Source organism: Nocardioides sp. (genome assembly GCF_030655615.1).
Lineage (GTDB): Bacteria > Actinomycetota > Actinomycetes > Propionibacteriales > Nocardioidaceae > Nocardioides.
In genome coordinates, this window is record NZ_JAURVJ010000213.1 from 22,100 (window position 1) to 42,934 (window position 20,835).

The 20,835-nt window shown below is 72.9% G+C and carries 22 protein-coding genes; 14 read left to right on the top strand and 8 right to left on the bottom strand.

All coding sequences use genetic code 11. From position 1 onward, the window contains the following. Nucleotides 1-73: 73 nt before the first annotated feature. The 9 genes from Q7T52_RS18600 (at nucleotide 74) to Q7T52_RS18640 (ending at nucleotide 8,663) form a co-directional block, all read left to right on the top strand. A complete protein-coding gene (locus Q7T52_RS18600) occupies nucleotides 74-598 on the top strand; it encodes a SigE family RNA polymerase sigma factor (protein WP_304805042.1) in 525 nt (174 codons plus the stop codon). Beyond that, nucleotides 595-1,302, top strand: a complete 708-nt coding sequence (locus tag Q7T52_RS18605; protein ID WP_304805043.1) for a hypothetical protein — start codon at nucleotides 595-597, stop codon at nucleotides 1,300-1,302. The genes Q7T52_RS18600 and Q7T52_RS18605 overlap by 4 nt, the downstream gene beginning before the upstream one ends. Before the next feature lie 20 nt (nucleotides 1,303-1,322). Continuing rightward, nucleotides 1,323-3,029: a signal peptide peptidase SppA gene (sppA, locus tag Q7T52_RS18610; protein WP_304805044.1), complete on the top strand. Its 1,707-nt coding sequence runs from the start codon at nucleotides 1,323-1,325 to the stop codon at nucleotides 3,027-3,029. Next, nucleotides 3,026-3,361: a cytidine deaminase gene (locus tag Q7T52_RS18615; protein WP_304805096.1), complete on the top strand. Its 336-nt coding sequence runs from the start codon at nucleotides 3,026-3,028 to the stop codon at nucleotides 3,359-3,361. The genes sppA and Q7T52_RS18615 overlap by 4 nt, the downstream gene beginning before the upstream one ends. Nucleotides 3,362-3,483: 122 nt before the next feature. Next, nucleotides 3,484-4,839 (top strand): FAD-binding oxidoreductase, encoded by a 1,356-nt coding sequence (locus tag Q7T52_RS18620; RefSeq protein ID WP_304805045.1) that lies wholly within the window; start codon nucleotides 3,484-3,486, stop codon nucleotides 4,837-4,839. An 8-nt stretch (nucleotides 4,840-4,847) separates the two neighbouring features. Then, on the top strand, nucleotides 4,848-6,128 hold the full coding sequence (locus Q7T52_RS18625) for a class I SAM-dependent methyltransferase (RefSeq protein WP_370692340.1): 1,281 nt from the start codon (nucleotides 4,848-4,850) through the stop codon (nucleotides 6,126-6,128). Nucleotides 6,129-6,144: 16 nt separating this feature from the next. Next, nucleotides 6,145-6,921 carry a siderophore-interacting protein gene (locus tag Q7T52_RS18630; protein ID WP_304805046.1) on the top strand — a complete coding sequence of 259 codons (777 nt, stop codon included), beginning with the start codon at nucleotides 6,145-6,147 and terminating at the stop codon, nucleotides 6,919-6,921. After that, complete coding sequence (era, locus tag Q7T52_RS18635; protein ID WP_370692341.1) at nucleotides 6,918-7,916, top strand: GTPase Era; 999 nt, start codon at nucleotides 6,918-6,920, stop codon at nucleotides 7,914-7,916. The genes Q7T52_RS18630 and era overlap by 4 nt, the downstream gene beginning before the upstream one ends. 21 nt (nucleotides 7,917-7,937) lie before the next feature. Beyond that, on the top strand, nucleotides 7,938-8,663 hold the full coding sequence (locus tag Q7T52_RS18640) for a class I SAM-dependent methyltransferase (protein WP_304805047.1): 726 nt from the start codon (nucleotides 7,938-7,940) through the stop codon (nucleotides 8,661-8,663). A gap of 123 nt (nucleotides 8,664-8,786) precedes the next feature. Here Q7T52_RS18640 and Q7T52_RS18645 read toward each other — a convergent pair whose 3' ends face one another. From Q7T52_RS18645 to Q7T52_RS18655, 3 genes are read right to left on the bottom strand one after another with little or no spacing between them, the layout of a single operon-like run. Then, nucleotides 8,787-9,647 carry a septum formation family protein gene (locus Q7T52_RS18645; protein WP_304805048.1) on the bottom strand — a complete coding sequence of 287 codons (861 nt, stop codon included), beginning with the start codon at nucleotides 9,645-9,647 and terminating at the stop codon, nucleotides 8,787-8,789. Further along, nucleotides 9,640-10,464 (bottom strand): septum formation family protein, encoded by an 825-nt coding sequence (locus Q7T52_RS18650; RefSeq protein ID WP_304805049.1) that lies wholly within the window; start codon nucleotides 10,462-10,464, stop codon nucleotides 9,640-9,642. The genes Q7T52_RS18645 and Q7T52_RS18650 overlap by 8 nt, the downstream gene beginning before the upstream one ends. A gap of 25 nt (nucleotides 10,465-10,489) precedes the next feature. Next, on the bottom strand, nucleotides 10,490-10,972 hold the full coding sequence (locus Q7T52_RS18655) for a flavodoxin family protein (RefSeq protein WP_304805050.1): 483 nt from the start codon (nucleotides 10,970-10,972) through the stop codon (nucleotides 10,490-10,492). Between the two features lie 179 nt (nucleotides 10,973-11,151). On the opposite strand from Q7T52_RS18655, the gene Q7T52_RS18660 reads away from it, so the two are divergent. After that, nucleotides 11,152-11,835: a hypothetical protein gene (locus Q7T52_RS18660; protein ID WP_304805051.1), complete on the top strand. Its 684-nt coding sequence runs from the start codon at nucleotides 11,152-11,154 to the stop codon at nucleotides 11,833-11,835. Between the two features lie 100 nt (nucleotides 11,836-11,935). Here the strand turns inward: Q7T52_RS18660 and Q7T52_RS18665 are convergent, their stop codons facing one another. Next, the gene (locus Q7T52_RS18665; RefSeq protein ID WP_304805052.1) at nucleotides 11,936-12,424 is read right to left on the bottom strand and encodes a DUF6328 family protein; all 489 of its coding nucleotides are present in this window, start codon (nucleotides 12,422-12,424) and stop codon (nucleotides 11,936-11,938) included. A 209-nt stretch (nucleotides 12,425-12,633) separates the two neighbouring features. On the opposite strand from Q7T52_RS18665, the gene leuA reads away from it, so the two are divergent. Then, nucleotides 12,634-14,310, top strand: coding sequence for a 2-isopropylmalate synthase (gene leuA / locus Q7T52_RS18670; protein WP_304805099.1), 1,677 nt, complete (start codon nucleotides 12,634-12,636; stop codon nucleotides 14,308-14,310). A 138-nt stretch (nucleotides 14,311-14,448) separates the two neighbouring features. On the opposite strand, the gene Q7T52_RS18675 is transcribed toward leuA, so the two are convergent. Both Q7T52_RS18675 and Q7T52_RS18680 read right to left on the bottom strand, forming a co-directional pair. Beyond that, the gene (locus tag Q7T52_RS18675; protein ID WP_304805053.1) at nucleotides 14,449-14,688 is read right to left on the bottom strand and encodes a response regulator transcription factor; all 240 of its coding nucleotides are present in this window, start codon (nucleotides 14,686-14,688) and stop codon (nucleotides 14,449-14,451) included. Nucleotides 14,689-14,795: 107 nt separating this feature from the next. Further along, nucleotides 14,796-17,570, bottom strand: coding sequence for a PAS domain S-box protein (locus Q7T52_RS18680; RefSeq protein WP_304805054.1), 2,775 nt, complete (start codon nucleotides 17,568-17,570; stop codon nucleotides 14,796-14,798). 98 nt (nucleotides 17,571-17,668) lie between these two features. Here Q7T52_RS18680 and Q7T52_RS18685 point away from each other — a divergent pair, with 98 nt between their 5' ends. The 3 genes from Q7T52_RS18685 to Q7T52_RS18695 all read left to right on the top strand — a co-directional run bounded on the left by Q7T52_RS18685 (nucleotide 17,669) and on the right by Q7T52_RS18695 (nucleotide 20,218). After that, nucleotides 17,669-18,535, top strand: coding sequence for an alpha/beta fold hydrolase (locus Q7T52_RS18685; protein WP_304805055.1), 867 nt, complete (start codon nucleotides 17,669-17,671; stop codon nucleotides 18,533-18,535). A gap of 16 nt (nucleotides 18,536-18,551) precedes the next feature. Further along, nucleotides 18,552-19,280, top strand: a complete 729-nt coding sequence (gene recO, locus Q7T52_RS18690) for a DNA repair protein RecO (RefSeq protein WP_304805056.1) — start codon at nucleotides 18,552-18,554, stop codon at nucleotides 19,278-19,280. A 173-nt stretch (nucleotides 19,281-19,453) separates the two neighbouring features. After that, nucleotides 19,454-20,218 carry an isoprenyl transferase gene (locus tag Q7T52_RS18695; RefSeq protein WP_304805057.1) on the top strand — a complete coding sequence of 255 codons (765 nt, stop codon included), beginning with the start codon at nucleotides 19,454-19,456 and terminating at the stop codon, nucleotides 20,216-20,218. Nucleotides 20,219-20,237: 19 nt separating this feature from the next. Here the strand turns inward: Q7T52_RS18695 and Q7T52_RS18700 are convergent, their stop codons facing one another. Together Q7T52_RS18700 and Q7T52_RS18705 are read right to left on the bottom strand one after the other, a co-directional pair. Beyond that, the gene (locus tag Q7T52_RS18700; protein ID WP_304805058.1) at nucleotides 20,238-20,369 is read right to left on the bottom strand and encodes a hypothetical protein; all 132 of its coding nucleotides are present in this window, start codon (nucleotides 20,367-20,369) and stop codon (nucleotides 20,238-20,240) included. Next, a complete protein-coding gene (locus Q7T52_RS18705) occupies nucleotides 20,366-20,779 on the bottom strand; it encodes a Fur family transcriptional regulator (RefSeq protein WP_304805059.1) in 414 nt (137 codons plus the stop codon). Before Q7T52_RS18705 ends, Q7T52_RS18700 begins: the two co-directional genes overlap by 4 nt. Nucleotides 20,780-20,835: the final 56 nt, after the last annotated feature.

Genomic DNA, 20,835 nt, shown 5'->3' on the forward strand with positions numbered 1-20,835 from the left:
GCCGGTCCGAGATCCGAGGCAACCTCACGACGCTCCGCACCCGTTCATGGGGTGACAGGCACGGGGAGGCCGGGTGAGGACGCAGGACCGCGACGCGGAGTTCAGCGCGTACGTCGCCGCGCACCGCGTCCGGATGGTGCGCGCAGCACTGCTGCTCACCGGCGGGGCGTACGCCGAGGCCGAGGACCTCGTGCAGACCGTGCTCGTCCGGCTCTACCTGAGGTGGGGGCGGGTCAGCCGGGTCGAGGACCCGGTCGGCTACGGCATGCGGGCCCTGACCAACGTGTTCCTCGACGAGCGCCGGCGGGCGCACCGTCGGCGCGAGGTCGTCTCCGACCACGACGCCGACGGGCCGCGGCCCGGCGACCAGATGGCCGAGCACGACGTCCGCGCGACCGTGTTCGCCGCTCTCGCCGCCCTGCCGCCACGGCAGCGGGCCGTCGTCGTGCTGCGGCACTTCCTCGACCACGACGTGGCCGGCACCGCCGACGCGCTCGGGATCACCGAGGGCACCGTCAAGTCCCAGAACGCCAAGGCGCTGACGCGGCTCCGTGAGCTGCTCGGCACCGACATCGACTACGAGGAAGTGGGCCCGTGACCGACATCAAGCAGCTGCTCCACGAGGTCAGCGACATCACCGTCCCCGTCGACGTCGCCGCCGACCTGGCCCGGGGACGCGCCGCGGCCCACCACCGGCGGGCGGTCCTCGCCGCCGTCGGCGCCGCAGCGGCCGTCGTCGCCGTCACCGTCGGTGGCTACGCCGTCGTGACCGGGGACGACGGTGACGCCGGGTCGTCCGGTTTCGCCACGTCGTCGGTGGCGCCGACCTCCGACCCGCCGACGAGCCGGCCGACGGCGCCACCCACCACCCCGCCCGCGACCCCCCACGAGACCGTCACCGCCGCGCCGGTCGACCCGGCCACCCTGGTCCACACGCCGTTCTTCGACGTGCCGCCGCCCCCGAGGGGGTGGTACCTGGTCGGCGGCCAGGAGCCCTACGTCATGTTCGCCCGCGACGGCAGCGACGCCGACCTGACCGGCGGGTTCTCCGGCCGGCTCATGGTGCTGCTCGGTTCGCCCGACGAGGCACTGCCCGGCGACGCCGCGACGCCCCTCGACCTCGATGGCCGCACCTTCTACCTGACACCGGCCGACGCGGGCGCGACCCAGATCCGCGTCGAGCGCGACAACGGGGAGTGGCTCACCGTGCAGTACCCCGTCGCCGCCGGGTTCGACGTCGCCGACATGGTCGCGTTCCTCGCCGGCGTACGCGTCCTGCCGGGAGCGATGGCGGCCAGCTGACCGCGACCTAGGCTCGTGGGATGGACCTCCGCTCACTTCCGATCCCCGGCCTCCGCGCCCTGCCCGGCCTCGGCTCCCGGGGCCCGAGGACCGTGCTCGAGCTCGACCTCAGCCACGGCGTCCAGACCGGGCCGCCCCGGCACCCGCTGGAGGCGCTCCGGCTGCGGCAGGCCCCGACGCTGCGGGCCATCGGCGACGGGCTGCGTCGGGCGGCGGGGGACGACGACGTCCTCGGGCTCCTCGTGCACGTCGGGACCTGCCCGCTGTCGCTCGCGGTGGCCGACGAGGTCGGCGCGATGCTCGCAGACTTCTCGCAGGACAAGCCGTCGATCGCCTGGACCGCGACGTTCGGCGAGCTGACGAGCGGGCTCGCGGCCTACCGCGTCGCGGTCAACGCGCGCGAGGTCTGGGTGCAGCCGTCCGGCGCGCTCGGCCTCACCGGAGTCCACCTCGGCATCACCCTGCTCCGCGGGGGCCTGGAGAAGCTGGGGGTCGACCCGGAGTTCGCCAAGCGGCACGAGTACAAGTCGGCGGCCGACCAGCTCGCCGCCACCGAGGTCAGCGCCGCCAACCGCGAGATGGTGCAACGTCTCGCCGACGCGATCGTGGACGACACCGTCGCCCGGGTGGCGGCACGGCGTTCACTGACCCCCGACGACGTACGGGACGCGATGGCGAGAGCACCGCTCTCGTCGGCCGCGGCGCTCGCGGCCGGGCTGGTGGACCACGTCGGCTACCGCGACGAGGTCTACGCGCATGCCCGGGAGACGTGGACGCCGCAGTGGCAGCCGACCTACGTCCACCGCTGGGCCCACGCCCAGCAGGCCGGCGGCGACCGGCTCGCGGCCCTCACCCACCGCCACCGACCGGTCGTCGCGGTCGTCGACGTCACCGGACCGATCGTGCTCGGCCCGGGCACCGGTGCCCAGGCCGGCGCCGACCGCGTCGGCGCCCGGCTCCGCGAGGCCGGCCGCGACGACGACGTCAAGGCGGTCGTGCTGCGGGTCGACAGCCCCGGTGGCTCCTACGTCGCCAGCGACGCGATCCGCCGCGAGGTCCTCCGGCTCCGCGAGAGCGGGCGCCCCGTCGTCGCGACGATGGGCACGGCCGCGGCGTCCGGTGGCTACTTCGTCGCGATGCCCTGCGACGAGATCGTCGCGCAGCCGACGACGCTCACCGGGTCGATCGGCGTCCTCGCCGGCAAGATGGTCGTCGAGCGGCTCCTCGACCGGGTCGGCATCGTGCACGAGGCCGTCGACGCCGGTCCGCGCGCGGGCTTCCTCGCGCCCGGGCAGCGGTTCACCGACGAGGAGTGGCAGGTGCTCGACGCCTGGCTCGACGAGGTCTACGCCGACTTCACCACCAAGGCCGCCGACGACCGCGGCCTCGACCTCGCCGTCCTCGAGCCGCTCGCCCGCGGCCGCGTCTGGCTCGGCACCGACGCCCACGATCGCGGTCTCGTCGACCACCTCGGCGGCACCCGGCTGGCGCTCGAACGGGCCTGCACCCTGGCCGGCCTCGACCCCGACGACGTCCGGCTGCCGTCGCCCTCGCCGCTCGAGTGGCTGCAACGGCTCAGACCCGCCGAGTCCAGCGAGTCACCGGGCGCGGCCGCGGTCGTCGTACCGACGGGGCCCGAGGCGCTCCTCGAGCGGCTCGCCGCGTCGGTCGGGATCGCCGTGCCGCACGGGGTCCTGTCGATGCCGTCCGGGCTCTCTCTACCCTGACGGACGTGGAACTCTCATCCGAGGACGCCAAGCTCGTCACGCTCGCCCGTGCCACCCGCGCCCGCACCCAGGCCGCCGAGGGGGCCGCCGTGCGCGACCACGACGGCCGCACCTACGCCGCCGCCACCGTCGACCTCGACACGTTGCAGCTGACGGCCGTCCAGGTGTGCGTCGCGATGGCGGTCGCCTCCGGCTCGCGCGGGCTCGCCGCCGCGGTGGTGCTCGGCGACGCGACGGCGCTGACCGAGCCCGACCGCGCCGTCCTCGAGGAGTACGCCGGCCCCGACGTCGTCGTGCACCTCGCCGACGCGCGGGGCAACCTGGTCTCCTAGGAGTCTCCACCGGCCGGTCATCGCGACGTGTCCCACGTCTCTGCGCCCGGCCCCGGCCGTGGCCCGCGATGCGAACGAAGACCGACGGGAGTAAGTTCCCGTGGGTGAGGGTTAGAGGTCACGTGGGGACCTGGAAGCAGCACGAGGAAGCCGTCGCGCGTCTCGCGGCGTCCTACGACGACATCCCGGCGGGCCAGCCGGTACGGCTCGCGAAACGGACGACCAACCTCTTCCGCGTGCGGGCCGCGACCACGGCGCCCGGCCTCGACGTCTCGGGGCTGACCGGCGTGATCGAGGTCGACGCCGAGGCGCGGACGGCCGAGGTGCAGGGCATGTGCACCTACGAGGACCTCGTCGACGCGACGCTCGCGCACGGCCTGATCCCGCTGGTCGTCCCGCAGCTGCGCACGATCACGCTGGGCGGCGCGGTCACCGGCCTCGGCATCGAGTCGACCAGCTTCCGCAACGGGCTGCCGCACGAGTCGGTGCTCGAGATGGACGTCTTCACCGGCTCCGGCGAGGTCGTCACGACCCGCCCGGGCGAGGAGCTGTTCGACGCGTTCCCCAACTCCTACGGGTCCCTGGGCTACGCCACGCGGCTGCGGATCGAGCTCGAGCCCGTGCCGGCCTACGTCGCCCTGCGCCACGTCCGGTTCGACGACGCGGCCCTGCTCACCAAGACCATCGAGGCGATCGTCGCCACCGGTGAGCACGCGGGCGAGCGGGTCGACGGGCTCGACGGCGTCGCCTTCAGCCCCGACGAGCTCTACCTGACGCTGGCCCGCTGGACCGATGCGCCGGGTGGCGAGACGCCGTCCGACTACGCCGGTCAGCAGGTGTTCTTCCGCTCGCTCCAGGAGCGCGAGACCGACCTGCTGACGATGTACGACTACCTGTGGCGCTGGGACACCGACTGGTTCTGGTGCTCCGGCGCGTTCGGCGCCCAGAACCCGCGCGTCCGCCGGTTCTGGCCGCGCAGCCTGCGGCGCTCCGACGTCTACATGAAGCTGCTCGCCCTCGACCGGCGCTTCGACATCGCCGACCGGCTCGACCGTCGGGCCGGCCGCCCGCAGCGCGAGCGCGTCGTGCAGGACATCGAGGTCCCGACGGGCCAGCTGGCCGCGTTCCTCGAGTGGTTCGACGCCGAGGTCGGCATGCGCCCGGTGTGGCTGTGTCCGCTGGTCGCCCGACGCTCGTGGCCGGCGTACCCGCTGGAGCCGGGGGAGCCCTACGTCAACGTCGGCTTCTGGGGCACCGTCCACGTCGGGCCCGAGGCCGTCGACGCGCCGCGCAACCGGGCGATCGAGACCCGCGTGCACGAGCTGGGCGGCCACAAGTCGCTCTACTCCGAGGCGTTCTACGACCGCGAGACCTTCGACCGCCTCTACGACGGGCCGCACCTCGCGACCGTCAAGGCCCGGCACGACCCAGCCGACCGCCTGACCGACCTCTACGACAAGACCGTCCGCAGGAAGTGAGATCGACCGTGAGCAACACCACCCCCGCCTTCAAGATCGCCGATGTCGTCGCCGACCTGACCCGTGGCGGCATGCCGCTGCGCTTCACGGCCTACGACGGCAGCGCCGCCGGGCCCGAGGACGCCGAGATCGGCCTCGAGCTGGTCAACCAGCGCGGCCTGCAGTACCTCGTCACCGCCCCGGGCGACCTGGGCCTGGCCCGGGCCTACGTCGCCGGCGACCTCGTCGTCCACGGCGAGCACCCCGGCAACCCCTACGAGGTCATGCAGAAGCTCAAGGACCACACCAAGTTCCGTGCGCCCACGGCCTCCGAGGTCGTCGCGATCGTCCGCGGGCTCGGCATCTCCAACCTCAAGCCGCCGCCCCCGCCGCCGCAGGAGCACCTGCCGCGCTGGCGCCGGATGATGGAGGGCGTCCGCCACTCGCTGACCCGCGACGCCGAGGCGATCTCGCACCACTACGACGTCTCCAACACGTTCTACCGCCACGTCCTCGGCCCCTCGATGGCCTACACCTGTGCGGTCTACCCGTCGGCCGACGCCACCCTCGAGGAGGCGCAGGCCGAGAAGTTCGACCTCGTCGCGCGCAAGCTCGACCTCCAGCCGGGCCAGCGGCTGCTCGACGTCGGGTGTGGCTGGGGCGGCATGGTCATCCACGCGGCCCGCGAGTACGGCGTCAAGGCGCTCGGCGTGACACTCAGCCGGCAGCAGGCCGAGTGGGCCAAGCAGGCGATCGACGCCGCCGGTCTCGGCGACCTCGCCGAGGTGCGCCACCTCGACTACCGCGAGGTGCTCGAGGAGGACTTCGACGCCGTCTCGTCGATCGGCCTGACCGAGCACATCGGCATCAAGCAGCTGCCCGCCTACTTCGCGTTCCTGCGCGGCAAGCTCAAGCCCGGCGGCCGGCTGCTCAACCACTGCATCACCCGCCACGACAACCTGCCGGCCCGCACCGGTGCGTTCATCGACCGCTACGTCTTCCCCGACGGCGAGCTCACCGGCTCGGGCCGCCTCATCACCGAGGCCCAGGACGCCGGCCTCGAGGTCATGCACTCCGAGAACCTCCGCCTGCACTACGCCCTCACCCTGCGCGACTGGAACCGCAACCTCGTCGAGCACTGGGACGAGTGCGTCGAGGAGGTCGGCCTCGGCACCGCCCGGGTCTGGGGTCTCTACATGGCCGCGTGCCGCGTGGGCTTCGAGCGCAACGAGGTGCAGCTGCACCAGGTGCTCGCGGTCCGCACCCACGACGACGGTGCCGACGGGTTCCCGCTGCGCCCCACCTGGTGACCACTACGGTTGTCCGATGAGCACTCGGGCAGCGACGTACGACGCGGAGGTGCTGTCGCGCACGCCGCTGGCAGCCCACCTCGTGCGGCTCGTGCTCGGCGGGCCCGGTCTGGCCGGGTTCACCAGCACCGGCGTGCCCGACGAGTGGGTCGGGCTGACGGTGCCGGGGCAGTTCCAGAGCCGGTACTACACCGTCCGCGAGTGGACCGGCACCGAGCTCTCGCTCGACGTCGTGGTGCACGACGTCGGGCTCGTGACCGAGTGGGCGGCGGGCGAGTGCGCCGGGCAGACCGTGACGATCACCGAGCCCAAGGGGTCGTTCGCGATGCCCGAGGGCGCCGCGTGGCTGATGCTCGTCGGTGACCTCACCGCGCTGCCGGCGATGGCCCGGATCGCCGAGACGGTCGACGTCCCGACGCGGGCCTGGGCCGAGGTGCCCGACGACATGTCGACCTACCTGCCCGGCCTCGAGGTCGACTGGCTCGGCCAGCCGGGTGACGGCGTGAGCCGGCTCGCCGACGTGGTCACCGACCTCGTCTGGCCGGAGGGCGACGGCTACTTCTGGATGGCGGGGGAGTCCGCGCAGATGCGGGCGATCCGCAAGCACCTCATGCGTGAGCGCAAGCTGGCGAGCACGGCGTACGACGTGATGGGCTACTGGCGGGCGGTCGCCGGGAGGCAGCCGCGCGCCGTCGACCCCGGGCCGATCTGGCGCGAGGGCAAGGCCGCCGGCAGGACCGACGACGAGATCTGGGCGGCCTACGACGACGCCCAGCAGGGAGCACAGCCATGACCACCCCCGACCAGCCCGACCAGCCCGACCAGCCCGACGAGCCCGACGAGCCCGGCGAGCCGGAGCAGTCCGAGCCGCTGCCCGCCCACAAGAGCGGGTTCGCGTCGTTCGTCGGCCGCCCCAACGCCGGCAAGTCGACGCTCACCAACGCGCTCGTCGGCAGCAAGGTGGTCATCACGAGCTCCAAGCCGCAGACCACGCGGACCGTGGTGCGCGGCATCGTGCACCGCCCCGACGCGCAGCTGATCCTCGTCGACACCCCCGGGCTGCACCGCCCGCGCACCCTGCTCGGCGAGCGCCTCAACGACCTGGTCAAGACGACGCTGGCCGAGGTCGACGTCGTCGCGGTCTGCTTCCCGGCCAACGAGAAGATCGGGCCCGGCGACCGGTTCATCGTCAACGAGATGGGCAAGGTCAAGCGCACCATCAAGGTCGCGATCGCCACCAAGACCGACCTCGCGACGCCCGACCAGCTGGGCCAGCACCTGCAGGACATCGCGGCCCTCGGTGCGGCGACCGGCACCGACTGGGCTGAGGTCGTCCCGGTCTCCGCCCACGCAGGACACCAGGTCCAGCTGCTCGCCGACCTCCTCGTCGGGCTGCTGCCCGAGGGACCGCAGCTCTACCCTGACGGCGACCTCAGCGACGCCCCCGAGGAGATCATCGTCGCCGAGCTCATCCGCGAGGCCGCGCTCGAGGGCGTGCGCGACGAGCTGCCGCACTCGATCGCCGTCGTCGTCGACGAGATGAACCTGCGCGAGGACCGCCCCGCCGACAAGCCGCTGCTCGACATCTACGCCAACCTCTACGTCGAGCGCGACTCCCAGAAGGGGATCATGATCGGCCACAAGGGCGCCCGCCTCAAGGACGTCGGCCGCCGCGCCCGCCTGCAGATCGAGGCCCTACTCGGCACGCCGGTCTACCTCGACCTCCAGATCAAGATCGCCAAGGACTGGCAGAAGGACCCACGCCAGCTGCGCAAGCTCGGCTTCTGAGTCGCCCGGTCGTCGAGCGGCGTGAGCGAGCACTTCGACCGGGTCGCCGAGGTCTACGACCGCGGCCGCCCGCCGTACCCGCAGCAGGTCTACGACGCCCTGCCGCTCGCGCCCGGTGACCACGTCCTCGAGCTCGGCGCCGGCTCCGGGCTCGCGACCGCCGAGCTCGTACGACGCGGGGCGCGCGTCACGGCCGTCGAGCCGGGCCCCGACCTCGCCCGGCTGCTGCACGACCGGCTCCCCGAGGTCGAGCTCGTCGCCGGCGTGGCCGAGACGGCGCCGTACCCGCACGGCGTCGACCTCGTGGTCGCCGCCACCGCGCTGCACTGGCTCGATCTCGACGTCGTGCTGCCGCGCGTGCACGCAGCGCTGCGGCCCGGCGGCCACCTCGCCGCCTGGTGGACCGTGCACGGCGACCGCGACGTCCCCACCCCGTTCCGCGACCGGGTCGCCGAGATCAGCCGTGCCGGCGGGATCGGCGACGGCGGGGCGGTGCCGGCGGTGCTGCGGCTCGAGCAGCGACGGGCCGAGCTCGAGGCCGGCGGCCTCTTCACGACCGTCGAGCCACTGGTCGTCCGCTGGACGACCACGCTGACCACGGCCGGCGTACGCGACCTCTTCACGACGTTCCCGCGATGGCCGCCGGCGCTGGTCGACCAGGTCGCCGCAGCGGCCGACGCGTGCGGCGGTGAGCTCGAGGAGCACTACGTGACGGTCCTCTACCTCGCGCGCCGCGTCGACGGGTGACGCGCCCCGGGCGGTCAGGGATAACCGACCCTTGTCTGGGGTTGTAACCCCTGACAACGGTCGGAATCCCCGGCCGGCCGGGGAATCCGACACCCCCGGGGGGTATGCCGACCACACCGACGACTACGCCGGATCAGGCGCCCAGCACCGGATGAACGTCTGGCCGGCGGCCCACTGGTCGGCGTCGGGTCCCTCGTAGGCCCACTCGTAGTCGAGCGGGTCGGCGGCGACGCCGGCGGCGGCGTCCTCGCACCCGGAGCCGGCCTCGTCGACGGCCTGCGCACCGGGGTAGCGGCCGGGGTCGAGGTCGATCACCGAGAACGCCCGCCAGGTGTGGGCGGCGCTGCAGGGGACGCGCTCGAAGCTCCGCGCCCCCGGGCTGGCGGTGCCGCACATGCCGTAGCGGTCACGACCCTCCGTCGTCGCGAGCACGCCGGCGAGCGACCCGCGCACGTCGACGAGGTCCTCGGCGCCGGCGAGCGCGACGACGTCGCAGCGGTACCAGGCGGCGCCCTTGGCCGCCTGGTCCAGGCTCGGCGTGAACCACACCGAGCGCAGCATGCTGAGCCGCTGGTCCTCGAGCGTCCCGCCGACGACCTCGCCGAGGGCGTCAGGGCACGTCGTGGCCACGCCCTCCTGCACCCGGGTCGAGTCGATCGCCAGCAGGTGCCCGCCGACGACGTTGTCGACGCGGCCGACGGCATAGGTCTGCGACGTGTGGGGCTGGCGGCACGAGACGGCCGGCGCGCCGTTGGTCGGCGAGACCGCCTGGCGGTAGGTCAGCCGGTAGCAGGCGGCCGCAGCCGGTACCCGCGCCGGCGTGGCGCGCGGCGGCGGCGTCGGCGGCGTGGCGGTGGCGGTCGGAGTCGACGTCGGCGCTGGGTCGGGGGTGTCGTCGTCGCCCGAGCAGCCGGCCACGGACCCGGCGACGGCCAGCACGACCGCAGCGGCCGCCGTACGAGGCAGGGTGCGGCGGCTAGTCACTGGTGCGCGCCCAGCAGATCGAGCGGCGGTTGCCGGCGTCCCACTCCGCCTCGTGGAACCAGGTGAAGCCGAAGTCGTACTGGGGCGGGTAGTTGAGGTAGGCCAGCACCGACTTCTTGCAGAAGTCGCGCGAGCGGACCTCGGACAGCCGGTCCCCGGGGTAGGGGTCGGCGTCCTCGCCGAGCTTGATCGTGGTGACGGCACGCCAGTCGTGCGGCTGCGTGCACGGGATCTTGACCGAGTCAGCCACGGTCGGGCCGTCGACGCACGCCAGCCACCGGTCGTCCGGCCGGCCCTCGAGCACGCCCTTGGCCGTCGGCGGGAGCGACACCAGCGAGGCACTCTGCTCGCCACCGCCGACGACGTCGCAGCGGTACCACCGCGCGCCCTCGTCCCACGCCTTCTCGGACGGCCGGAACCACGCCCAGCTGAGCACCGTGCGCAGCGCGAGGCTCTCGTCGGCGCCGAGGAACTCCTGCAGCCCGGTGTCGCACGTCTCGTAGGCGAACGCACCGACCTCGGGAGAGTCGTAGGCCGCGTCGTTGAGCTCGGCGGGCAGGTCGCCCACCGCGAACGTCTCGGCCGTGTGCTTGCCGTCGCACGGCACGACCTTGCTCGCGTTGGTCGGGGCGGCGACGTCCTCGAGGGTCAGCTGGCGGCACGCGCCGCGCATCGGGGTCCGCACCGAGTCGACCTGGGCCGGGTCGGCGCCGGGCTCCTTCGGGTCCTCCGGCTCGCCGCAGGCCGTCAGGACGCCGAGGGTCACGAGCAGCACGACCGCCGCTGCGATCCTGGTCCTGCGAGCCCCGGTTGCCACGAGGGGCGATGCTACCTGCGGCTGGTCAGGCCAGGAGGGCGGCGAGCGTCCCGCCCAGCTCGTAGGCTTCCTCGTGCTCCGCGTCGCCGACCTCGCCCAGCACCTCGAGCACGCCTGCCGCCTGCGTCCACGGCAGCGCCTGCACGATCGACTGGACGCTGCGCACCGCCCCGGTCGTGTCGTAGCGGCCGTGCACCCACAGCCCGTAGGGCTTCCTGCCCCCGCCGGCCGCGGCGCCCGAGCCGTCGTCGCTCAGCGCCCCGCCGGCCTCGAGGAAGATCGTGTCGAAGAAGTGCTTGAGCGCCCCGCTCATGTAGCCGAAGTTGGCCGTCGTGCCGAGCAGGTAGCCGTCGGCGGCCAGGACGTCGTCGGCCGTCGCCTCGAGCGCCGGTCGTACGACGACCTCGACGCCCTCGATCGCGTCGTCGTTCGCCCCCGCGACGACCGCGTCGCTCAGCGCGCGCACGAGGGGCGTGGGGGAGTGGTGCACGACGAGCAGGCGAGCCATGCGTCGACGCTAGCGCGCGGACTGGGCGGCAGGGTGGTGGCGGAGGGTGGCAGAGAGTGGCACGCGCGGCGCTGTCTTCCACCTGTGGGGGTGACTGAGGCGCACGTCACCAATCCCCCCGGTCCGTGCCCCCGAACAACCTCCCGTCCACACCCCCTCCGAACGTGAGAGGAGTTCTCATGAACTCCACGCCCCGCAAGCGCTTCACCAAGACCCTGGCCTCGATCGCCGGCCTCGCCCTGCTCGCCGTCCCGCTCGCCGCCTGTGGCAGCGACGACGAGAGCAGCGACGGCGGCAGCAGCAGCAGCGCCCGCCCCGAGCCGATCGCCTCGATCACCGACCTCAGCACTGACAAGGGCACCACCGCCGTCAAGCTCGACGGCGCGACCCTCGAGGCCCTGGGCGGCCTCGGCGTCGAGCCCACGCCCTTCGGCACCGCGACGATCGAGGACGGCTCCATCATCTTCCCGATCACCGGCGGCAACGTCACCGTCTTCGAGAAGGACGCCGTCCCGCGCTACGTCGTCGGTCAGGTCCAGCACGAGGGCTCCGGCCTGTCGCTGACCGCTGGTGGCGTCACCGTCACCGTCGGCAACTTCAACGTCGACCCGACCGTCTCGCTCGTCTACGGCGACGTCGCCGTCGACGGCAAGGTCGCTGCGACCAGCATCCCGATCCTGCGTCTCGACGGTCGCACCCTCAAGACCCCGACCTTCGACAACGGCGAGGCCGTCCTGAGCGGCTCCGGCGTGTTCCTCACCGACGGTGCGGCCACGCTGCTCAACGACACCTTTGGTGTCGACGCGCTCTCCGGCTCCACCAAGATCGGCGTCGCCACCATCACGGCGAACATCCCCGCGTAGTACCCACCCCGCCGCCTAGGGGAGGCGGGGAAGCGTGTGGCCCGTGGCGCAAGCCGCGGGCCACACGTCGTTTCGTCCTCGTCGTTCGCGAAGGTGCCGGTCACGCCTCCTCGCGCCGTACGACGGGCAGCACCAGCCACAGCAGCGTGAAGAAGACCAGCGCGACCCCGAACGCCACCAGCGCCGGCACGGTGCCCACGGTGACGTCGAAGACCAGGTAGAGCACCCCGGAGCTGGTGAGCGCGAGCATCCCGAGCCCGGCCCGGGCGGCCTTGTTGGCCGACTCGACGATCCAGCGCCGCTGGCCGCGCCGGAACAGCATCCGGTGGAACGCGACGGGTGCCACGACGAAGCCGGTCGACAGCACCGACCCGCAGAGCACCGCGAGGTAGACGCGGACCTGGCCGTCGGTGAGGTCGGCGTACCGGCTCGAGAACGGCACCGTCAGCAGGAACCCGGCCAGGATCTGCGACCCGGTCTGGGTCACCCGCAGCTCCTGGAGCAGCTCGTTCCAGTTGCGGGTGACCTTCTCGTCCGGTGTCTCGTGGCTGTCCCCGTCAGCGTGCCCGTCAGCGTGCCCGTCCACCATCCGAGCACCGTACCGATCAGGCGTCCCGGGTGACCGGCTATGGTGAGGCGGTCATGATGCGCCGACTCCTCCTTCGCTGCCGCAGCGAGGTCTGACCCGCCGACCTCCTCGCTGCGGAGAGTGCGTTGCGCCGGCACCCCGTCGTCCAGCAGGAGAAGATCGTGACCAGCACGCAGCCCCACCACACGGGCTCACAGCAGACCAGCGGCATGCCGCACCAGCGCTACGAGCCGTTCATCCCGGTCGACCTCGTCGACCGCACCTGGCCCACCAAGCGGATCGAGCAGGCGCCCCGGTGGTGCGCCGTCGACCTGCGTGACGGCAACCAGGCCCTCATCGACCCGATGTCGCCGACCCGCAAGCTGGCCATGTTCCAGCTGCTGGTGAAGATGGGCTACAAGGAGATCGAGGTCGGTTTCCCGAGCGCGAGCCAGACCGACTTCGACTTCGTGCGCCAGCTCATCGACGACGACCTGATCCCCGACGACGTCGTGATCCAGGTCCTCACCCAGGCCCGCGAGGAGCTCATCGAGCGGACCTACGAGGCCATCAAGGGCGCCAAGCAGGCGATCGTCCACCTCTACAACTCGACCTCGACGCTGCAGCGTCGCGTGGTCTTCGGCCTCGACGAGGACGGCATCGCGGACATCGCGGTCCAGGGCGCGCGGCTGTGCAAGAAGTACGAGGAGGGCGTTCCTGAGACGCAGGTCTACTACGAGTACAGCCCCGAGTCCTACACCGGCACCGAGCTCGAGTTCGCCGTGCGCGTGTGCAACGAGGTGCTCGACGTCTTCGAGCCCACCGCCGAGAAGCCGGTCATCATCAACCTGCCGGCGACCGTCGAGATGGCCACGCCCAACGTCTACGCCGACTCGATCGAGTGGATGAACCGCCACCTCCACCACCGCGAGCACGTCGTCCTGTCGCTGCACCCGCACAACGACCGCGGTACGGCGGTCGCGGCCGCCGAGCTGGGCTACCTGGCCGGCGCCGACCGGATCGAGGGGTGCCTGTTCGGCAACGGCGAGCGCACCGGCAACGTCTGCCTGGTCACGCTGGGCCTCAACCTGTTCACGCAGGGCATCGACCCCGAGATCGACTTCTCCGACATCGACGAGATCCGCCGCACCGTCGAGTACTGCAACCAGCTGCCCGTCCACGAGCGCCACCCCTACGGCGGCGACCTCGTCTACACGGCGTTCTCCGGCAGCCACCAGGACGCGATCAAGAAGGGCTTCGACGCCCTCGACCGCGACGCGGCCGCCGCCGGGGTCAGCGTCGGCGAGCACACCTGGGCCGTGCCCTACCTGCCGATCGACCCCAAGGACGTCGGCCGCTCCTACGAGGCCGTGATCCGGGTCAACAGCCAGTCCGGCAAGGGCGGCGTGGCCTACATCCTCAAGACCGAGCACAAGCTCGACCTGCCGCGCCGCGCGCAGATCGAGTTCAGCCGGGTCATCCAGCAGCGCACCGACGCCGAGGGCGGCGAGGTCACCCCGGGCGAGATCTGGGAGGCGTTCCGCGCCGAGTACCTCGACCGCGAGACCCCGCTCCGTCTCAACTCCGTGCACACCAGCTCCGCGGCCGGCGAGAAGGACGCGCTGACGGTCAACGTCTACGTCGACGGGGCCGTGCAGACCCTCGAGTCGGTCGGCAACGGCCCGATCGCCGCGTTCCTCAACGCGATCAACACGCTGCCGCACGACTTCGACGTACGGCTCCTCGACTACCACGAGCACGCCCTCAGCGCGGGTGGCGACGCGATCGCCGCCGCCTATGTCGAGCTGGCCGTGCGCGACCAGGTCGTGTGGGGCGTCGGCCTCGACGCCAACATCGTGACCGCCTCGCTCAAGGCCGTCGTGAGCGCGGTCAACCGCGTCGGCTGAGGGACCCCCTGGGGGCCGTGGCCCTCAGCTGTAACTCACCGTTCGCACCACTACCCCGGCGCTACAGCACCGGGGTAGTGGTCGTAACAGTGAGTTGCAGCGGACGGGCGGCCGCGGGCCCAGGCGAGCTGCGTCCGATCAGGCCGACGTGGCCGGGCCGTAGCCGCGGTCCAGCGCCCACTGGATGGCGTGCGAGCGCTTCTCGACGCCGATCTTGCGGTAGGCCGACCGGATGAACGACTTGATCGAGTTGATCGACAGCGAGGTGGCCTCGGCGATCTCGTGGTTGCTCAGGCCGCGGGCGATCAGGTCGAGCACCTCGGCCTCGCGGCGGGTGAGCGAGCCCTCGTCGGGCGTGGGTGCGGCGCTGCTGAACACGTGGTCTCCCGAGTCCTCTGGTGTCCTGGTGGGGGTGCCGGTGGGGGTGCCGGGGGTGGCGGCCAGGGGTTCGGGGCGGGACCGGGGAACGGATGGTGCGTGCGTGGTCACACCGGCTGCAGCTGGTCCGTCAGCGGCAGCAGCACCCGGAAGGTCGTGCCCAGGCCCGGCTCGGAGTCCAGCGTGATCTCGCCGTCGTGCGCGCGCACGATGGCGGCGACGATGGGGAGCCCGAGGCCGGTGCCGGGGATGGCCTGCGTCTGGGCCTGCTCGCTGCGGTAGAAGCGCTGGAACACGGCGTCGTGGTCGGCCGACGGGATGCCGATCCCCGTGTCACGCACCGTCAGCACCGCCTGGCCGCCGACGTGGGCCAGGGTCACGTCGACCCGGCCGCCGGGGGGCGTGAACTTCACGGCGTTGCCGAGCAGGTTGGCGACCAGCCGGTCGAGCTGGCTGCGGTCGCCCGCGACGGCCAGGGGCGTCGTACCGGGCTCGACGTGGACCGTGACGCCGTGCCGGGCGGGCGGCACCGAGAGCGAGTCGTAGGCCGACGCCACGCAGCTGCGCAGGTCGACCCGGGTGCGGACGCCGAGCGAGGCGTCGGACTCGAAGCCGCTCAGCAGCAGCAGGTCGTTGCAGATCGCCACCAGCCGCTGGCCGTTGCGGGCGATGGTGTCGAACATCGGGAGCTGCTCGGGGATCGGGTCGACGATGCTCCCGTCGCGCAGCATCTCGGTGTAGCCGAGGATGCTCGTCACCGGCGTCCGCAGCTCGTGGGACACCGTCGAGACGAACTCGTCCTTGGCCCGGTCGAGCGCGCGCAGCCGCTCGACCGCGGTGCGCTCCTTCTCGAGCGCCGCCACGAGCGTCTCCTGGCCCTCGCGCTGCGCGGTCACGTCGCGGCCGACGCAGAGCAGCCCGACCCGGTCCTCGCCGAGGTCCTCGGTGACGCTGAGCGTCATGGACACGATGAGCTCGCGGCCGTGCCGGGTGCGCCAGGTCCAGTCGCGGGGGACCGACTCGTCGCGGTCGCCGATCATGCCGACCAGGCAGAGGAACGCCGCGTGGATGCCGTCCGCGCCGGTGCGGGTGCGCAGCTGCTCGGGGTCGAAGAGCTCGATGAACGACCGGCCCTCCAGGTCCTCCGGCGTCCAGCCGAGCATCTCGCCGGCCCCGGCGTTGACCAGGGTGATCCGGCCCGCGCCGTCGACGCCGACGAGGGCGGTGGCGATCGAGGCCGACAGCAGGTGCGACATCAGCCCGGTCGTGCTGCGCTCGGAGGTGACGTCGATGCCGGTGATGACGGCGTAGGACGCCGCGCCGTGCTCGTCGGCGACGACGTTGGTGTTCCACACGATGCGCAGCGGCTCGCCGTCGGCGGTGAGGCCGAGCCGTTCGGTGACCATGGGGTAGCCCGAGCGGTTGGGCCACAGGTACATGGCCTCGGTCTCGGCCCGGCTCAGCGCCGCGATCGGCAGGTCCCAGACCGGGCGGCCCACGAGGTCGTCGTCGGCGAAGCCGGTGATGGCGCGGGTCGCGGCGTTGACGCGGACGACCGTGCCGAGGGCGTCGGTGACCAGGATGACGCAGGCCGTCGTGTCGAGGGTGGCGTCGTTGAGACGGGTCGCGGCGACCAGCTGGCGCTGGGCGTCGTGCTCCTGGGTGACGTCGAGCAGCTGGGCGGAGTAGATCCGCGAGCCGTCGCGCCAGTCGAGCGCCGCGATCGCCACCTCGAGCCGCGAGCCGGCGCGTCCGAGGGCGACCGCGTGCCCGTGCCACCCGTCGGCGCGCCCGCGGAGCAGCCGCACCAACCCCTGGTCCGCGCGGTCGAAGGTGTCGAGCACGCTGTCGAGCCGGCGGCCGGCGACGTCCTCGCGGGAGGACCCGAGGATCGTGCACGCGGCGTCGTTGAGCTCGTCGATGCGCAGGACGCCGCCCAGGTCGCGGAGCAGCACCATGCCCAGCGGCGACTCGGTGAAGCTGCGGTGGAAGATGTGCTCGTCGGCGGCGACCCGCTCCAGCAGCCGGAGCCGCTGGCGCACGGTGAGCGCGAGCGGCAGCGCGACCAGTGCTGTCGCGAGCACGTAGGTCAGCACGACCAGGCCCGTGGTCGCCCGGTCGATGTCGGCGGCCGCCACCGGTCCGGCGCCCGCGGCGGTCGCCGTCGTCACCGCGACCGCGAACCCGACGAGCTGGGCCGCCACGACGCCGGCGTCGAACCGCAGGGCGGCCCACACGAGCACCGGGATGGGCAGGAACGTCAGCGGGGTGTCCTGGCTGGGTGCGAAGACGGCGGCCGTGACGGCGCAGAGCAGGAGCACCTGGACCAGGAGCTCGCCCGCCGACTCGGCCCGGGCCCGGACCTCGTGGCCGAGCAGCGCAAGCGCGCAGAGGAGCAGTGTCGGTACGGCGTGCTGGGCGCCGAGGAGCAGGAGCTCCTCACCCGACGGGCCGGGCCCGCCGCCCCCCGCCGCGAAGGGCTCGGCGAGCCCGATCACGCCGCACGTGACCGAGGCGGCGACGACCGCGAGGAGGTCGCGCTGGGTGATCAGCCGGGCACCGCGGCGCCCCCCCCGGGTGACCACGAGCGCGCCGGCCACGGCCGCGAGCGCGTGCAGCCCCGCGGTCGTGGCGGCCGGCCGGAGGTCGTCGCCTGCAAGCAAGCCGACCGCGGTGCCCAGCACCGCCAGGGTCACGACCAGCAGGGGCCACCGGCGTACGGGGGTCAGGGCGACGAGCGCGACCCCGAGCCCCACGCTGGTCCACCAGGACGCGAGCGCCGACACCGACTCGAGGTCGAGGGTCAGGGCGACGTCGACCGCCACGACCGCCGTCAGCAGTGCGATCGTAGGGCGGCCCGCGAGTGCGCAGGGGGAGGCCACGCTCCACATTGTCGAACAGGGGCCGCGCCCCCGAGGCACTTTTCGGAGAACCCGTCACCTGGCCGCCCGGACGGCTGCCGCGGGCTACCCTCTCCGGCATGTTGGTCTCCGAGCGCATCGGCCAGTTCTTCCTGCAGAGCGACTCGGGACGCGACCGGCTCGAGTACACCGAGTACGGCACCGGTGACTCCTGGGTCGTGCTGGTCCACGGCCAGCTCATGCCGCGCCGGATGCAGCAGCCGCTCGCCCGGGCCCTCGCCTCCGAGGGCCTGCACGTCGTCACCGTCGACCTGCTCGGCCACGGCCGCTCCGACCGGCCCGCCGACCCGCTCGTCTACTCGATGACGGCGTTCGGCGAGCAGGTCCTGGCCCTGCTCGACCACCTCGGCGCGCCCCAGGCCGTCATCGGCGGGACCTCGCTCGGCGCCAACGTGTCGCTCGAGGTCGCCGCGGCGGCCCCCGAGCGCGTCCGCGGGCTGATCCTCGAGATGCCGGTGCTCGACAACGCCGTCGAGGCCGGGATCGTCGCGTTCGCGCCGCTCATGTTCGCCGCGCGCTTCCTGCCCTTCACCGTCAACGGCCTGCGCCGGGTCACCAAGCCCGTGCCGCGCGGGATCGTGCCGTTCTGGGTCGGCATCGCGCTCGACACCTGCAACCAGCGCGCCGACTCGATGGCCGCCGTGGTCCACGGCATCTTCTTCGGCCGCGTCGCCCCGTCGTCCAAGGTGCGCCGCGCCATGACCATGCCGGCCCTGGTCGTCGGGCACCCCTCCGACCCGATCCACCCCGCCGCCGACGCGGCGATGCTCGCGGCCGAGATGCCCCACGCGACCTTCGTACGCGCCCACAGCATCCTCGAGTGGCGCCTCTGGCCCGACCGCCTCGACCGGGAGGCCGTCGACTTCGCCCTCGGCTGCTGGAAGAAGGAGGCGCGCGCGCGTCGTCCCCGAGGCTCCACCGCCTGAGGGGGATGATGGGCGGGTGCCTCTCTACCGCGACGAGGCGGTCGTGCTGCGCACCCACAAGCTGGGCGAGGCCGACCGCATCATCACCCTGCTGACCCGCCACCACGGGCGGGTCCGCGCCGTCGCCAAGGGCGTCCGTCGTACGACGTCGAAGTTCGGCTCCCGCCTCGAGCCCTTCACCCACGTCGACCTCCAGCTCGCCGAGGGCCGCACCTTCGACATCGTCACCCAGGCCGAGACGCGCTCGCTGTTCCACGCCCAGATGGGCAACGACTACGACCGCTACACCTCGGGCACCGCGATGCTCGAGACCGCCGACCGGCTCGTCCCCGAGGAGAAGGAGCCCGCGGTGCAGCAGTTCCTGCTCCTCGTCGGCGGCCTCCGCGCCCTCTCCGCCCCCGACCGCCGCCCCCTCCAGGTGCTCGACTCCTACGTCCTGCGCTCGCTCTCCGTCGCCGGCTACGCCCCGACGTTCGACCACTGCGCCCACTGCGGCATCGCCGGACCCCACCGGTGGTTCAACCCCTCCATGGGCGGCGCCCTCTGCGCCACCTGCCGCATCCCCGGGTCCGCCTCACCGGCTCCCGAGACCCTCCTCGTCCTCGGCGCCCTGCTCGCCGGCGACTGGGACGCCGTCCACGCCACCGACGACCGACAGCTCCGCGAGGCCAGCACCCTCGTCGCCGCCTTCCTCACCTGGCACCTCGAGCGGCAGCTGCGCTCCTGGGAGCACGTCCAGCGCTAGCGCGCGCCCTCGACGGCGTCGTGCTCGCGAGGCTCGAGTGCTGGTCGTCCGACCCGACCTGTGCGCCGACTCGGCGTACAGGCTGAGTCTCTGCGCCGACTCGGCGCGATCTGGTTCGCACTCTGCGCCGACTCGGCGGTGGGTCGGGGACGTGGATCCCTAGGGTGGTGGGTGTGAAGCGCGCTGTCCGACGACCAACGCCGCACCCGTCCGGGGCGACGCCGCCGAGCATCCCGCCCGAGCTCGTGCCCCGGCACGTGGCGATCGTGATGGACGGCAACGGGCGGTGGGCCAAGGAGCGGGGGCTTCCGCGGACGCGGGGGCACGAGGCGGGGGAGGCCTCGCTGTTCGACGTCGTCGAGGGGGCCATCGAGATCGGGGTCAAGGCGGTCTCGGCCTATGCGTTCTCCACCGAGAACTGGACGCGCTCGCCCGACGAGGTCAAGTTCCTCATGGGGTTCAACCGCGAGGTGATCCGCCGGCGGCGCGACGAGATGCACGAGCTCGGGGTGCGGGTGCGGTGGGCCGGGCGGGCGCCGCGGCTGTGGAAGTCGGTGGTCAAGGAGCTCCAGGTCGCCGAGGAGCTGACCCGCGACAACGACGTGCTGACCCTGACGATGTGCGTCAACTACGGCGGCCGGGCCGAGCTGGCCGACGCCGCCCGGTCGATCGCCCGTGAGGTCGCCGCGGGCCGGCTCAACCCCGACAAGATCGACGAGAAGACCTTCGCCAAGCACCTCTACGTGCCCGAGCAGTCCGAGGCCGACCTCGTCTGGCGGACCTCGGGGGAGCAGCGGCTGTCCAACTTCGTGCTGTGGCAGGCGGCGTACGCCGAGATGGTCTTCACCGACATCCTCTGGCCCGACGTCGACCGGCTCGCCCTGTGGCGGGCGATCGAGATCTACGCCGAGCGCGACCGGCGCTACGGCCGGGCCTGAGCGACGCTGGGCGACCGGATCAGCCGGCGGCGTTCTTGAGCAGCCACTCGTCGACGGCCCGGTCGGTGTCGGCCTCGACCTCGTAGGCGTCCTCGGAGGTGATCGTGTCCTCGAGCCGGATCGGCGCCGGCAGCTCGGAGAATCGGCTCATGCCTCGACGGTACGCCGACGGCGGCACGGCGCACAGGTCCCGAACACCTCGAGCGTGTGGCTGACGTCGATGAAGCCGTGCTCGTCGGCGACGGCCCGCGTCCACCGCTCGACCGCGGGCCCCTCGACCTCCTCGGTCGCCCCGCAGGTACGGCAGACGAGGTGGTGGTGGTGCGTGGCCGAGCACCGGCGGTACGTCGTCTCGCCGCCCTCCGCCCGGAGCAGGTCGACCTCGCCGGCGTCGGCGAGCCGCTGCAGCGTGCGGTAGACGGTCGCCAGCGCGACCGGCTCGCCGCGCCGCTCGAGCAGGGCGTGGATCTCCTGCGCGGAGCGGAACCCGTCGGCGGAGTCCAGGGCCTCGACGACGGCCGTGCGCTGCCGCGTCGGCCTGACCGGCTGACTACTTGTCATGGGTGACCACCAGGATGCAAGCGGGCGCCCGGCGCCCGGGCCACACTCCTACCGGG

Excerpts from the sequence above, each read along its gene's own strand:
- Q7T52_RS18630 (WP_304805046.1), top strand. The coding sequence starts at position 6,145 with ATGAGCACTCGGGCAGCGACGTACGACGCGGAGGTGCTGTCGCGCACG.
- Q7T52_RS18700 (WP_304805058.1), bottom strand. The coding sequence starts at position 20,369 with ATGAGCCGATTCTCCGAGCTGCCGGCGCCGATCCGGCTCGAGGACACG.
- Q7T52_RS18655 (WP_304805050.1), bottom strand. The coding sequence starts at position 10,972 with ATGGCTCGCCTGCTCGTCGTGCACCACTCCCCCACGCCCCTCGTGCGC.
- Q7T52_RS18685 (WP_304805055.1), top strand. The coding sequence starts at position 17,669 with ATGTTGGTCTCCGAGCGCATCGGCCAGTTCTTCCTGCAGAGCGACTCG.
- era (WP_370692341.1), top strand. The coding sequence starts at position 6,918 with ATGACCACCCCCGACCAGCCCGACCAGCCCGACCAGCCCGACGAGCCC.
- Q7T52_RS18705 (WP_304805059.1), bottom strand. The coding sequence starts at position 20,779 with ATGACAAGTAGTCAGCCGGTCAGGCCGACGCGGCAGCGCACGGCCGTC.
- Q7T52_RS18665 (WP_304805052.1), bottom strand. The coding sequence starts at position 12,424 with ATGGTGGACGGGCACGCTGACGGGCACGCTGACGGGGACAGCCACGAG.
- sppA (WP_304805044.1), top strand. The coding sequence starts at position 1,323 with ATGGACCTCCGCTCACTTCCGATCCCCGGCCTCCGCGCCCTGCCCGGC.
- Q7T52_RS18660 (WP_304805051.1), top strand. The coding sequence starts at position 11,152 with ATGAACTCCACGCCCCGCAAGCGCTTCACCAAGACCCTGGCCTCGATC.
- leuA (WP_304805099.1), top strand. The coding sequence starts at position 12,634 with ATGCCGCACCAGCGCTACGAGCCGTTCATCCCGGTCGACCTCGTCGAC.